At 62.8% G+C, this 13,214-nt stretch carries 14 protein-coding genes; 5 read left to right on the top strand and 9 right to left on the bottom strand.

From position 1 onward, the window contains the following. Positions 1–122 precede the first annotated feature (122 nt). The 3 genes from thrS (at position 123) to Pan44_RS07175 (ending at position 4,067) form a co-directional block, all read left to right on the top strand. Complete coding sequence (thrS, locus tag Pan44_RS07185) at positions 123–2,312, top strand: threonine--tRNA ligase (RefSeq protein WP_145028680.1); 2,190 nt, start codon at positions 123–125, stop codon at positions 2,310–2,312. Positions 2,313–2,507: 195 nt separating this feature from the next. Continuing rightward, on the top strand, positions 2,508–2,912 hold the full coding sequence (locus Pan44_RS07180) for a GxxExxY protein (RefSeq protein ID WP_145028678.1): 405 nt from the start codon (positions 2,508–2,510) through the stop codon (positions 2,910–2,912). A 210-nt stretch (positions 2,913–3,122) separates the two neighbouring features. Then, positions 3,123–4,067 (top strand): aldo/keto reductase, encoded by a 945-nt coding sequence (locus Pan44_RS07175; protein ID WP_145028676.1) that lies wholly within the window; start codon positions 3,123–3,125, stop codon positions 4,065–4,067. 71 nt (positions 4,068–4,138) lie between these two features. On the opposite strand, the gene Pan44_RS07170 is transcribed toward Pan44_RS07175, so the two are convergent. From Pan44_RS07170 to Pan44_RS07155, 4 genes are all read right to left on the bottom strand, one after another. Further along, positions 4,139–4,336 (bottom strand): hypothetical protein, encoded by a 198-nt coding sequence (locus tag Pan44_RS07170; RefSeq protein WP_145028674.1) that lies wholly within the window; start codon positions 4,334–4,336, stop codon positions 4,139–4,141. Between the two features lie 39 nt (positions 4,337–4,375). After that, positions 4,376–4,888: a pyridoxamine 5'-phosphate oxidase family protein gene (locus Pan44_RS07165; RefSeq protein WP_145028672.1), complete on the bottom strand. Its 513-nt coding sequence runs from the start codon at positions 4,886–4,888 to the stop codon at positions 4,376–4,378. Positions 4,889–4,959: 71 nt separating this feature from the next. After that, on the bottom strand, positions 4,960–5,988 hold the full coding sequence (locus Pan44_RS07160) for a DUF1559 domain-containing protein (protein WP_197453912.1): 1,029 nt from the start codon (positions 5,986–5,988) through the stop codon (positions 4,960–4,962). A 105-nt stretch (positions 5,989–6,093) separates the two neighbouring features. Next, positions 6,094–6,432, bottom strand: a complete 339-nt coding sequence (locus Pan44_RS07155) for a translation initiation factor (RefSeq protein WP_145028668.1) — start codon at positions 6,430–6,432, stop codon at positions 6,094–6,096. A 189-nt stretch (positions 6,433–6,621) separates the two neighbouring features. Here Pan44_RS07155 and Pan44_RS07150 point away from each other — a divergent pair, with 189 nt between their 5' ends. Continuing rightward, complete coding sequence (locus Pan44_RS07150) at positions 6,622–8,502, top strand: chloride channel protein (RefSeq protein ID WP_145028666.1); 1,881 nt, start codon at positions 6,622–6,624, stop codon at positions 8,500–8,502. A gap of 13 nt (positions 8,503–8,515) precedes the next feature. Here Pan44_RS07150 and Pan44_RS07145 read toward each other — a convergent pair whose 3' ends face one another. Both Pan44_RS07145 and Pan44_RS07140 read right to left on the bottom strand, forming a co-directional pair. After that, complete coding sequence (locus Pan44_RS07145; protein WP_145028664.1) at positions 8,516–8,968, bottom strand: DoxX family protein; 453 nt, start codon at positions 8,966–8,968, stop codon at positions 8,516–8,518. A gap of 112 nt (positions 8,969–9,080) precedes the next feature. After that, the gene (locus Pan44_RS07140) at positions 9,081–9,977 is read right to left on the bottom strand and encodes a DUF58 domain-containing protein (protein WP_145028662.1); all 897 of its coding nucleotides are present in this window, start codon (positions 9,975–9,977) and stop codon (positions 9,081–9,083) included. Between the two features lie 137 nt (positions 9,978–10,114). On the opposite strand from Pan44_RS07140, the gene Pan44_RS07135 reads away from it, so the two are divergent. Next, positions 10,115–10,417: a DUF971 domain-containing protein gene (locus Pan44_RS07135; RefSeq protein WP_145028660.1), complete on the top strand. Its 303-nt coding sequence runs from the start codon at positions 10,115–10,117 to the stop codon at positions 10,415–10,417. 17 nt (positions 10,418–10,434) lie between these two features. Here Pan44_RS07135 and Pan44_RS07130 read toward each other — a convergent pair whose 3' ends face one another. From Pan44_RS07130 to Pan44_RS07120, 3 genes are all read right to left on the bottom strand, one after another. Then, on the bottom strand, positions 10,435–11,334 hold the full coding sequence (locus tag Pan44_RS07130) for a hypothetical protein (protein WP_145028658.1): 900 nt from the start codon (positions 11,332–11,334) through the stop codon (positions 10,435–10,437). Positions 11,335–11,427: 93 nt separating this feature from the next. After that, positions 11,428–11,781 carry a cupin domain-containing protein gene (locus tag Pan44_RS07125; RefSeq protein WP_145028656.1) on the bottom strand — a complete coding sequence of 118 codons (354 nt, stop codon included), beginning with the start codon at positions 11,779–11,781 and terminating at the stop codon, positions 11,428–11,430. A 262-nt stretch (positions 11,782–12,043) separates the two neighbouring features. Continuing rightward, positions 12,044–13,204 (bottom strand): MlaD family protein, encoded by a 1,161-nt coding sequence (locus Pan44_RS07120; RefSeq protein ID WP_145028654.1) that lies wholly within the window; start codon positions 13,202–13,204, stop codon positions 12,044–12,046. Positions 13,205–13,214: the final 10 nt, after the last annotated feature.

Below are 13,214 nucleotides of genomic sequence, written 5' to 3'. Positions count from 1 at the left end.
AGAAACGCGCTGACTCCCTGGCTGCGCTGGCGTCGCCCCTCGTATCGGCGGCCGCGGCTGGGAACCACCTTCCGACCGGCGATCTCTCGAACCTCCCGGCGGTTTCTTGCGTCTGCTTGCACATGCCCAGCGTTCAACTGCCTGACGGCACCCTCAAAGATTTCCCTGAATCGGCCTCGGCCCTCGATGTCGCCCGTTCCATCGGCGAGCGGCTCGCCAACGCCACGATTGCGGCCGAAGTGAACGGCACGATTGTCGATGCGGCCCGCCCGCTCGTTGAAGCGTCGACGGCGTCGCCCATTCCGATGCGCCTGCTGACCGACAAGAACCCGGAGGCCCTGGGCGTTCTGCGGCATTCGTGCGCCCACATCATGGCCCGGGCCGTCATGCGGCTGTACGACGGTGTGAGTCTCGCTTTCGGGCCGACCACCGGGAACGGCTTCTACTACGATTTCGACCTCAAGCACAAAATCAGCGAGGAAGACTTCCCGCGCATCGAGGCCGAGATGGCCGAGATCATCAAAGAGGCCGAACCGTTCGAGCGGTTCCACATGTCGCGTGATGAGTCGCTCAAATTCTGCGGCGATCTCAAGCAGGACCTCAAGGTCGAACATATCAACACCGGCCTGGCCGACCACCAGGACCTCAGCTTCTATCGCCAGGGCGAGTTCGTCGACCTCTGCCGCGGACCGCACATCCCGGACGCCGGGCGGATCAAGGCGTTCAAGCTCCTGAGCGTGGCCGGCTCGTACTGGAAGGGAGACGCCAACAACCGCGGACTGCAGAGGCTGTATGGAACGGCGTTCTTCAGTCAGAAGGATCTCGATGCCTACCTGACTCAGATCGAGGAAGCGAAGCGCCGCGACCATCGCGTGCTGGGCAAGCAGCATCAGTTGTTCACGATTTCCAACGACGTGGGACAGGGGCTGTGCCTGTGGCTTCCGAAAGGGGCGACCGTCCGCGCCCTGCTGGAAGACTTCATCAAGAAGGAACTGGTCCGCCGTGGCTATCAGCCGGTCTACTCGCCGCACGTCGGACGGGTGGAAATGTACGAGACCAGCGGACATTTCCCGTACTACCGCGAGTCGCAGTTCCCGCCGCTGTTCGGCCATCCCGCCGGGCAGCTGGTCGACCATTGGAAGACCCGCCTGCAGGAAGGCCAGCTGACCGAGAAGGTCGAGAAGGACTTCCTCAGTGCGGCCGCCGCGCTGGGCTGCCAGTTCCACGACTATCCGGCCACGGCCAGCCCGGAAGACCGCGCCGGTTACCTGAAGAAATGGGAGCGGCTGCAGGAGCGCTACCTGCTGAAGCCGATGAACTGCCCGCACCATATCCAGGCCTATAAGGCGGCTCCGCGGAGCTACAAGGACCTGCCAGTGCGACTGGCCGAGTTCGGCACCGTCTATCGCCACGAACAGTCGGGCGAACTGAACGGCATGCTGCGCGTCCGCGGCTTGACCCAGGACGACGCCCACCTGTTCGTGAGCCCCGACCAGGTCGAAGCGGAATTCAAGAGCACGCTCGATCTCGTGAAGTTCGTTTTGAAGAGCGTGGGACTCGAAGACTACCGCGTGCAGCTTTCCAAGCGCGATCCGAAGTCCGACAAGTACGTCGGTTCGGACGAACTGTGGAATCGGGCCGAAGGGACGCTGCAGCACGTGCTCGAGAACTCCAACCTCAGCTTCACCAGCGCCGAGGGGGACGCGGCGTTCTACGGCCCCAAGGCGGACTTCATGGTCAGTGACTGCCTGGGCCGCGAGTGGCAGCTGGGAACCGTCCAGCTCGACTACAACCTGCCCGAGCGGTTCAACCTCGAATACATCGGGGCCGACAATGCGGCGCACAGGCCGGTGATGATTCACCGGGCGCCGTTCGGCTCGATGGAACGTTTCTGCGGGATGCTGATCGAGCACTTCGCGGCCGCGTTCCCGCTGTGGCTGGCGCCGGAGCAGGTGCGCGTGCTCGGCCTGAACGACGGCATGCTCCCGTATGCAGAAGAGGTCGCCGCGAAGCTGCGAATGGAAGGTCTGCGGGTGACCGTCGACCACCGCAGCGCCAACGTCAACAAGAAGATCCGCGACGCGCAGCTGGAGCTTGTGCCCTACATGCTGGTGGTCGGTCCCAAGGACCAGGCCAACGGCGGCGTGAGCGTGCGAGACCGGATCAGCGGCGACCTGGGCTTCATGACGCTCGACTCGGCGATCACCAAGCTGAAGACAGAAGCCGAAAGCCGGGAGATCCGGCAGGCGGTGATGAAGTCGTCGGCCGCCAGCGTAGCGGCGAGCGACGCCGGGGCCGCGAACGAGTATTGAACGGCGCTGGGTGAAGCGGTTTCGAACAGAAGGTAAGGAAGGACAGGAAGAACGGCAGACGTCCGTTGGAGCTGTTCAGCGGACTTGGAGCGAATCCAGAACGATTTTTCGACCTTCGGATGAACTCACACAAAGCCCCTTCCTTCTCTTCCTTGCCTTCTGTTCAATTCTTCAGATCTCAAGTCGGGCTTACGCATGCATCCTCTGTATAGCCGGGCTCACGCACTCTCATCCGTCGCGATCGGAGCAGCGATCGAGGTCCATCGGACGCTTGGCCCAGGCCTGCTGGAAAGCATTTACGAACGCTGCCTCGTCCACGAATTGTTGCTGCGCGGGGTCTCCTGTCAGGCCCAGCAACAGGTCCAGGTCCGGTACAAGGACATCTGCTTTGAGGAGACGCTGAAGTTCGACGTGGTCGCGGACAACTGCCTGTTGATCGAGGTGAAAGCCGTGCAGGAGGTCCACCCTGTCCACAAGGCTCAACTGTGGAGCTACATGCGGCTGCTTGATCTTCCTGTCGGGCTTCTCTTCAATTTCCACGAACTCAAATTGAATGACGGACTGCATCGGATGCTGCTGCCTGGCGCAAACCTTCAGTGACGTAAAATCCCCTTGATGAGAGAAGAGTGTGAACAGAAGGAAAGGAAGGAAAGGAAGAATCGCATCCCCTCACCGATTGCGGGCCCGACAGACATTTGCGTCCTGGCCCTTCTTTATTGGTGAATCGATCATTGTCTAAACGACCACTCCATCCGACTCCTTCCTTCTCTTCCTTTCCTTCTGTTCCCCCTTTTCTTTCCCCCAGAAACCATGCTCCCCCGTCGTCCCCTCGGCAACACCGGCCTGTCACTTCCGATCCTCAGCTTTGGCGCTTCGTCGCTCGGGCAGGAGTTCCGGAAGGTTGATATCAATGAGGCACTGGCGGCGGTTCCGGCGGCGCTGGAATCGGGGATGAACTTTATCGACACGTCCCCCTTCTACGGGCGGGGGATGTCGGAAGTGCTGCTCGGAGTCGCCCTGCGCGGCGTCCCGCGGGACTCTTACCTCTTGGGAACGAAGCTCGGCCGGTATAGCGGTTCGCACTTCGATTTCTCGGCGCGGCGGGTGACGGAGAGCGTCGACATCAGCCTGGAGCGGATGGGCGTCGACCATGTCGACATCATGCTCTGCCACGACATAGAGTTCGTGAACATGCAGCAGATCGTCGACGAGACGCTGCCGGCCCTGCGCAAGGAGCAGGCGAAGGGGAAGGTAAAGTTCATCGGTGTCTCGGGATACCCGATGAAGATGTTCAAGTTCATCCTCGACCAGACGCCGCTCGATGTCGTGCTGTCGTACAACCACTACACGCTCCAGAACACGATGTACGGCGACCTCGTGCCGTACCTGAAGCAGAAGGGCGTCGGCATCATGAATGCCGCACCGTTCTCGGCCCGGCTGCTGACGAACGACCCGCTGCCGCCCTGGCATAAGGCGACGCCGCTGGTCCGCGAAACGGCCCGGAAGGCGGCCGAGCACTGCAAGTCCCGCGGCAGCGACATCGCCAAGCTCGCCCTGCAGTTCTCCGTGGCCAATCCGGAGATGACGACGTGCGTCACCGGCAGCGCCCGGCCGGAGCGGGTTCGCGAATGGGCCAGGTGGGCCGTGGAACCAATGGATCAACAATTGCTGGCCGAGGTGCAGGAGATCCTGAACCCGATTCACAACTGGTTCTACGTTGAGGGCCGGCCGGAGAATAATGATGCGCCGCTGTAGGTCAGGCTGCTGCCTGACGGAAATCTGGTGAGGGGGAGCCGCAACGCATGGCGCGAGCCTGCCCGACGGTCTCATCGGTGGCGACTCGGTTCCTGCCGGAGGCCGCAGGCCAGGCAAACGAGAGCGGACATGACCATCGCCATGGGGACGAGGAATACTCCGACAAACAGTCCGGCGTAAGAGCCGTCGGATTTGATTGAGATGGCGACGGCCACGGCCAGCCCGGCGAGTAATCCGACGAGCAGCAAGGCCAGGGTGCGGTTCCGCATGAGAGCCTCCATCAGAAGGACCGCACACAGAAACCGTTCTTAACGCGCCGTCACCTTGCCGTGCTCGCCCGTCGTCTGCGGCTTCGTCCCGGTCGCGACCGCTTTCAGAAGGCTCAGCAAGTACGAAGTGGGCGCCGGGCCATCCCAATACTCGGCCGTGGTGACTTCGCAGCCGATCAGGGTGAGCGCAGGGTCATCCGGGCCGCCGGGGAACCAGCCCTTGGCGTGGACGTTCCAGAGTTCCTTGGCCTTCTCGCGATTCTTCTCGATGCGGCCGCGGCCGTAGACGACGACGTAGCGGTTCTTGTCGGGCGCGGCGTAGGTGAGGAGCACTTCGGGATTCTGAGCGAGTTCGTCGTTCTTGACCGACTCGGCATGCGACATGAACCACAGCGTGCCGTCGAACGTCTTCGGGTCGACGCCAGTCGTGTACATCGGCCGGGAATGCGGTTTCTGGCCAGGCGGGAACGTCGTCATCATCGCGACGCGGATGTCCTGCGTCAGTTCGGCCAGTTTGGTGATGTCGGCGGTGGCTTCGTTTTGCGAGGGCATCCACCGATCATAAAGCGACGGTGCAGGTCGCCTAGCCCTTCCGGATGAACACACCACTGCTCGAGCAGTCTTCAAAACTCTTCGTTCTCGATGGACTCCCCGCCATCAGCGGTCAGGAGTTTCTTCAGAAGTTCCGAATTGATGTTCTCGGAAATGAATCGAACCGAGCCGTCGGCCAGCGTGACATGACAACCACCCGTGTGCGGTGACGAACCGATCGCGGGCGACTCAGTCGGCGTAGCGCCCGCCGCGTTGATCCTGATTGGCTGGGTCGTCAGGTCTGAGTCACGCGGATCGGTCCACGTGATCCCACGCCCGCCCGCCTCAATCACGAGAATGGTGTTCGAGTCCCCATCCGGAAGATTTGGGAAGCGAACTCGATTCTCTGGCGAGAACGCAGAGTTTTCGCCTGTCACTGCGGTGTAGCAGGTCAGTGTTCGCTTCCTGGAGTCGTATGGATCAGCCATCGAAGGACACATGTAGATCCTACCGTGGCGGCCCGGTTCAAGGTTCGCGTCACTGTCCCAGGTTGCATCGTCCCGATACGACTTCCGCAAGGCGTGCTCGTCGAGATAGGGAAGTACTTCCACTCGCCACGACCGTGGCGGATCTGTGGCAACGATCGGTTCAGGCAGGCCATCGTGTTCATCGGCGAAGTTGTGGAGGGCCAGTCCGATCTGCTTCAGGTTGTTCTTGCACTGCGTACGGCGCGCGGCAGTTCTCGCGGGAGTGACGGGAATCATGCAGTTCGTCAGAAACGCAAGTCCGGCCAGCATGCCGAACGCGAGCCCGGTCTGTGGACTTGTCGATTTCCTCAGCCATCGCAGCGATGAAACGATCGTTCCAGAAACTCCGATCAGAAGCAGAAATCCAGCCAATCCATAGGCGAACGGTGCCGTATGTGCATCGAATTCCAGGTAGCGCCCGATCACGACGGCGATCGGAATCAACAACGCCCAGGCAACGACGTCCCACGGCCCTGACGGTCGGCGGCTGCGAATCAACAGGGCCAAAATCGCCCCGACGGTGAACAGCAACAGTCCGGAATGAACGAGGTAGAACCGCCAGGGATCAGGCGAGTCAAAGGCGAGTGCTTTCATGGGCTCAAGCTCTGCAGGGGCGACGACATGACGCGGGACGTCACGTGCTGAACCCATTTACTCGCGTCTCGATCGAATCGTTGGGCACAACGGACCGACGCCGCTTCATTTCACCCGGTAGCCCAGCTTCTCCATGGCCGCCCGCACCCGCTCCACCTGCCCACCCTGAATCTCGATCACGCCGTCATCGATCGAACCGCCAGCCCCGCAGCTGTTCTTCAATTTCGTGAGCAGCGCATCAAGCCCGGCCTCGCTCAGCTTCACCCCACGGATCGCAACAACCTGCTTCCCGCGTTTTCGGTTTTCAACCTGCAGGCGGACTGTTTGCTTCTCCGGCGCGATCTCGACGACCGCAGGCGGCGGGCATGCGCATTCCGTTTCGAGCCGACCGCATTTCTCGCAGTGCGGCGGGCGGTCAAACACGGTTCCTTCAAACAATCGCATCGTGGACGCCGGCTCTCGTTCCAGAAAAAAAAGTGACTTTCCTGAAAGGTCCGCTCAACAGCGGTCGTCAGGTGGACAGGATACCATCATCATACGAGGTCCGGTTCCGCAGCCTCATTCCTGCGGCCGGACTTTTTGTTTCCTCTCTTGAAATCCGGCCTGCGTGCCGTCGATGGAAGTACCAGATCGATGAAGGATCATTCCCCCGTCATTTCCGCCACGACGGAAGGGCTCACGATTTCGCCCGGTCTGGATGCGGTGACGGATGCGGCCGCCGTTCCCGCGCAACAGTCGGCGATTGACGGCGCAGTGGTGAGAATCTGCGGTCTCGCGATTCTGCTCGGCTGTGCCGCCGGCGTCGTGGGCCAGTTGCTGGTCGCCCTGATTGGCCTCGTGACCCATGTGGCTTTCTTCGGACGCGTGGGGTTCAGCGAAATCGCGCCCGCCGAGGCGGTCAGCCACATGGGCTGGTGGGTGGTGGTCATTCCCGTCATCGGTGGATTGATCGTCGGCGTGATGGCGCGATTCGGGTCAAAGGCCATTCGTGGGCATGGCATTCCAGAAGCCATGGAACAGGTGCTGACGAATGAAAGCCGCATCCCCGCGCGGATCACGTTCCTGAAGCCGCTGTCGGCGGCGGTGTCGATTGGAACCGGCGGACCGTTCGGCGCAGAAGGGCCGATCATCGCGACGGGCGGCGCGCTCGGTTCGGTGATGGGGCAGATCCTCAGCACGACGGCGGCCGAGCGGAAAACGCTGCTGGCGGCCGGAGCGGCGGCCGGCATGACGGCAGTGTTCGGAACTCCCGTGTCGGCGGTCCTGCTGGCGATTGAACTGCTGCTGTTCGAGTTCCGGCCTCGGTCGATTATTCCCGTGGCACTGGCGGCCACCGCGGCCGACGGTATACGGATGATGTTCACGGGAATGGGGCCGGCGTTTCCCATGCCCAATCTCGTCCAGCCAACGGGTGGGGCCTTGATCGCGTACCTCGTGATCGGCGCCCTGATGGGGGTCGTGTCAGTCGGGGTGACCCGGATCGTTTATGGAATCGAAGACGCCTTCGAGCATCTTCCGGTGCACTGGATGTGGTGGCCGGCGATCGGCGGTCTCGCGGTCGGTCTGGTCGGCTATTACGTGCCCGATACGCTCGGCGTGGGCTACTACAACATCACGCGGCATCTCTCCGGGACGGTTCCCGTCGGAACGATTGCCGTTCTCGTCGGCACGAAATTCGTTTCCTGGGCCATCGCGCTCGGCAGCGGCACATCCGGAGGGACGCTGGCCCCACTGCTCACGTTCGGGAGCGGCATCGGCGCGCTGATGGGAGCCGGAATCGCGACAGTGGCGCCCTTCCTCGGCGTGGATGTCCGCGTCGCGGCGCTGGTGGGGATGGCGACGATGTTCGCCGGCGCGTCACGGGCCATGCTGGCTTCGGCCGTCTTCGCATTTGAAACAACCCTCCAGCCGGTGGGGCTCCTGCCGCTCCTTGGCGGGTGCGCCGCGGCTTACCTCACCTCGAGCCTGCTGATGCGCAACTCGATCATGACCGAGAAAATCGCCCGTCGCGGGATCAAGACGCCCGAAGAGTACATGGCCGATGCGCTCGATCATGTTCATGTTCGGGATGTGGCGTCGAAACCGGTGGTGGCTCTGAAGGCGGACGACCCGGTCGGAAGCGTGCGGACATGGATCGAGGCGGGTGGCCCGGGGACGTCGCACCAGGGATATCCGGTGGTCAACGAGGCGGGCGTCCTGGTCGGGGTTCTGACCCGCAGGAATGTGCTGAACACTGCGGTTCGCGCCGACCAGAGGCTTCATGAACTGATCTCACGGCCGCCCAAGTTCGTCTACGACGACTGCACGGTGCGGCAGGCGGCGGATCACATGGTGAACCACGGCATCGGCCGGCTGCCGGTTGTGGCCCGTGGCGAACTCGGAAAGCCGATCGGCATGCTGACCCGCAGCGATGTGCTGTCGGTGTTCCAGAAGCGCGTGCGCGAAGCCCAGCGGCAGAAGCCGACGATTCAGTTCCGGATGCCGGGGCAGCGGCGCGCGTCGGTCAAGAGTTGAGCAACGGCGCCGGTTATCGCCGTGCTCTGTGAATGCCGGACCACCACGTCAACGCGATGAAGGCGGCCTGCTCCGGGATGCGGATCCACAAAGGCGTGGCGGGATTGCCCATCAGCCGGATTCCTTCACGCGCCGCATAAATGTTGGCCGGGAGGAGGGCGAGGAACAGGACGATCAGGCACCATGCGGCGACGACTCGCAGCCGCGGGATCATCAGCCCTGCGGCGCCAGCGAGTTCGCAGACACCCGTGAAAGTGATCATCGCCATCGGTTCCGGGATGCCCGGCGGAACCATCTTCACCAGGTCGTGCCGCATCGAATTGAAGTGCGCGCTGGCGGTCAGCGTGAGCATGGCCGCGAGTCCGGCGCGCACGGCCGCCGGCCAGGAATCGAGTGACCGCGTCCCGAGTCGTCCCGCGAGGCGAGCGACCAGCGTCGCGAGCAGCAGCACGAATGGAACGATCATCGGCCAAACCTGTCACAACTTCAAAGTTGGTATTCCGGGTTCCGCAGTCGATGAACGGACAAATGCGAATCGAGAACCGTTTAATCGCCTGTACAGACGCCATCAAAATGGCCTAGAACCTCGCCCGCCGCTGCGAGAGGTATTCCAGCAGCGCCTTGTCGAACCGCATGCTCGTGTCGAGCGGGACGTAGTCGGCGCCGGCCGAGAAGCAGGCCTTCTTGTACGTCTCCCGCAGATCGCGAACGGCGTCGAGGTAGTCGGTCTTGATCCCTTCCGCATCGACGATCAGGTTCTGATCGGTTTCGGGATCCTGCAGGTCGACCATGCCGTCGAAGGGGAACGTCGCCTCGGCTTCGTCGAGAATGTGGAACACGATGACGTCGTGCCCGGCGAAGCGGAGCATGCGGAGGGCGTCGATCACCGGGCCGCTGTCGGTCAGCAGGTCGGAGAAGATCATCAGCAGGCTGCGATGCTTGACCATCGAAGCGAACTGCCGCAGATTCCTGGCGATCTCGGTTTCGCCGCCGGGCTGGGCCTTCGCGAGAAGCGAGAGGATGTTGGGAAGCTGGGAGCGTTTGCTGCGGGCGGGAAGGCTATGGCGAATCTTCTCGTCAAATGTGACGAGGCCGACCGGGTCCTGCTGGTGGACCATGAGATAGGCGAGCGCCGCCCCGAGACTGATCGCGTAATCGAGCTTGGTGAGCTCCTGCCGATAGGTGTACGCCATGCTGGCGGAGAGGTCCATCAGCAGATAGCCGGTGATGTTCGTCTCGGCCTGGTACTTCTTGATGTAGTAGCGGTCGGTCTTGGCGTAGACGAGCCAGTCGATGTCCTTGGGGTCGTCCCCCTGCGTGTAGCGGCGGTGCTCGCTGAACTCGACGCTGAAACCGTGGAACGGGCTGGCATGCAGACCGCTGAGAAAGCCCTCAACGATGAACCGCGCGCGGAGATCGAGCCGCGCGACGGTGCGGATGACTTCGGGACGGAGGTATTGCTCGGCGGTGGGCAATGCGAGTGGGTGGTTGGTCGTTGGGAGTGGGTACGAGAAGGATAGCTGAGGGGAGGAAGCGGGGCGACGTGCTACACTCCGTGAGAAGCCCGGCGTGTTTGGAGAAGCCGGGCTTCGGGTCTCGCTGAACTGGCGCCATGCAACCGACGAATATCCGTGCTCTCAAACAGGAGCGCATCCTTGAATTGACCTGGCCCGATGGGGCCGTGCATCGCATTCCTTTTCGCCTGCTGCGACTGGAATGCCCATGCGCCAGCTGCGTCAACGAATTCACCGGAGAGCGGACGCTCAATCCCGACAACGTCCCGGAGGATGTCCATCCCTCGACGCTCGCGCTCACTGGGAACTACGCGCTGAAAGTCAGCTGGAGCGACAACCACAACACGGGGCTCTATGCCTGGGAAGTGCTGCGGCGAATCGCGATGGAAAACCGGCTGTAAAAGCGGAAGCGTCTGGATCAGGGGCGGTGGACCGACCTGAGTGCTTCCCGGGCGGCCTCCACGCGCTTTTCCAGGGCCTCGTATTCCGGCGTGCCGGTTTTTCCTTCCCGCCGCATGCGGTTGCGCTCCACGTTCAGTTCGAGGTACGCCCGGGCGGCGGTGTTGGCCTTTTCTCGTTTCGCCTTCAGGTCGGCGCGAAGCTGTTCGACGCCCTGGGCCTGCTTCGGCTGAGTCGCGGCTTCGTACAATCGGGCCACTTCCGGGGCCTTCCTGCGAAGGTCTTCCAGGTCCACGGCAGAATGCTCCGTCGTCTGCTCCGCGCCGTTGACGACTTTCCGGATCGTCACGCGGATGTTGCGGCCGGCCTGATCTTCGATGACCGTCTTGTCCCCATCTTCTTCGATGGTGATCGTCCGCTGCCCGTTGATCGTCTGCGTCGTCGTTCGCGAGCGACCTTCGACGCGGACGCTGAGTTGGACATTCATCCGGGGGAGCGGCCCCAGCGGGAGTCGCAGGGTGGCGGTCGGGGGCAGTCTCTCCGTCTTCACGAGAGCCGCCGCAGCCAGCTCCGCCACTGCGGGATTTGAGGACGTTTCCAGTTCGAGAAGCGCCGCGTTGGCTGCCTGCGCCGTTTCGGGATCGGATGCCCGTGAAAAGTGTTCCAGACGCGACAGACACCGGACCGCCGATTCGCGGTCCATCCGCGGCGCTTCCCGCTTGAGCGGCTCGATGGCTGCGGCTCCGGCCCGGGCGATTTCGTCAGCAGCTTGTTCCCGAATGCGAAAATCGTCGCTGCCGAGATCTCTCAGCCACTGCGCGGAAAACTCGGATGTCGACGGGACTGTTTCAGCGGCCGGAAGCCCGCCTGCCGACAGCCCGACAATTGCAAGAGCGAGGCCCAGAACCGATTCATGCATGACGCCGCCCCCAGGGATGCGCGGGGTGTTGAATCTGTCGCCTCATCCTACCTGCTGCCGGGAGGCGACGGAAGAACCTGCCCCGGAGAGCGCTTACGGACGCTGCGAAGACATCCCTGCTGGACGAGGCGTGTCTTTGTCCTCAAAGGCCGGAGGGACATAGAGATTGACCGTCTTCAGCGGCGACCGGCCGGTGGCCTTCAGCTCGTGGCGATCGCCTCGTTCGATGAGAATGATGGCGCCGGGCTTGAGCGGGTACCGATGCCCGTTGACGATGGCCGCTCCCGTTCCTTCCACGACGTAGAGCCATTGGTCGCTCGCTCGGTGGTCGTTGTCGGGGCCTCCCTCGGAACTGCCGGGAGGGATGACCATCACGGCCGCCTGGGAGCGCTGGTTCGCGATGGAGAGGCGGAAGCCGTTGCGGAATGTCAGCTGGTCGCGCTGCATGAGATCACCCGGTGGAGAGCGGCCGGATCCAAGAAAAAACGGTCGTTCGGAGAGGGAGTCGCGAGCGGGCTAACTGCAACTGCAACCGTCTCCGAGACGACCGTTAAATGCATTCTTGCGCGCGGATGCGGGTCTGCAAGGGGGCTGTCCTGCAGTCTTTCGAAATTGTCATGAACGACACGCCGTGTCGGCCTGAGAATCACGTTATTCTCAAGGTTTCACGGCGATTTTCGAAGGCGCTTCGTCATTCGACTAAGGGAAACTACTGCGTGACGCGAGCAGCTCCTGCCTGCTGCACGGCGTTGTTCGCCGCCTCTTTCACGCCGCTGCTTCCCTTGATCGCGCCGCTGACTCCCAGCACCTCCGGATGACGGGCGATTCTGTCGGCAAAGATGCGGAGGTCGCCCATCGTCGGCTCGAGGTTTCTCAGGAGCACGGTCAGCGCGGCGGCCGAGCGGTTGAGGTTCTCATACAGGGCCGGGTCTGCTGCGAATCTCTGGATCGTTCCGTTCGGCGAATTGATGATCTGGGAGAACTTGTTGAGTTCGGTGAGCAGGCTGTCGAGCTGGCCGAGGCTGTGGTCGAGCTTGACCGTCATCGAAGCGCTGTGGGCCGCGAGCGGGTCCGTCGCCTTGGCGATGTGATCGAGGCTCTCGCTGACTTTCTGGATCGCGACCTTGGCCGAGGTGACGGTCTCGCGGGCGGCGGCGATCGTCTCGCGGGTCTCCCGCGCGACGGCCGGCAGTTCATCGGCGACGCTGCGGAGGTTCGCCTGGAACTTCGGATCGCCCAGAAGGTCGCCCGCCTGGGAGAGCGCGCGGTCGGCCGATCGCATCGTCTTCGTGAATTCTTCGATGGCGACGGCGGCCTGCCCAACGACCTCCTCGATCCGGCCCTGGTTCTGGTCGACGATGCGGTTGATGTTGGACGCGACGGTCTGCCATTCCTTGCTCGTGGCCTGGAACGCGGCCAGCGTCTCATCGACGCGCATCTCCAGCCGGCCGATCGCCTCGAGCGGGTCGGGCGAGTTTTCGCCGATCAGCCGCTTGTTGGGAGGCAGGATCTCGGGAGATGTTCCTGCCGTGAATTCGATGGTGGCGTCCCCGAACAGGGAGCGGACGAGGAGGGGTTTGGAGTCGATTCGAAGGGGGCGGTCGCCGTGGATCTCGAGAATGACGAGAACGCCCGCGTCGTCGCCTCCCTTTCCGAGCTTCACTTCACTCACGGAGCCAATGGGAATGCCGTTCAGCCTGACGGGCGTGCCGCGGTAGACCCCCGGGGCCTGGTTGAACTGGACGGCGACGCGGTAGGTCTCACGCCAGTACTTCTGGATCTCGGTGAAGCGCAGGACGAGCACGAGGCAGGTGACCATGCCCGAAAAGACGAACAGGCCGACGCGAAAGTGAAATTGCCGCTCGTTCATGGTTCCATCC

Source organism: Caulifigura coniformis (genome assembly GCF_007745175.1).
Lineage (GTDB): Bacteria > Planctomycetota > Planctomycetia > Planctomycetales > Planctomycetaceae > Caulifigura > Caulifigura coniformis.
This window is presented reverse-complemented; position numbering and strand designations above follow the sequence as displayed.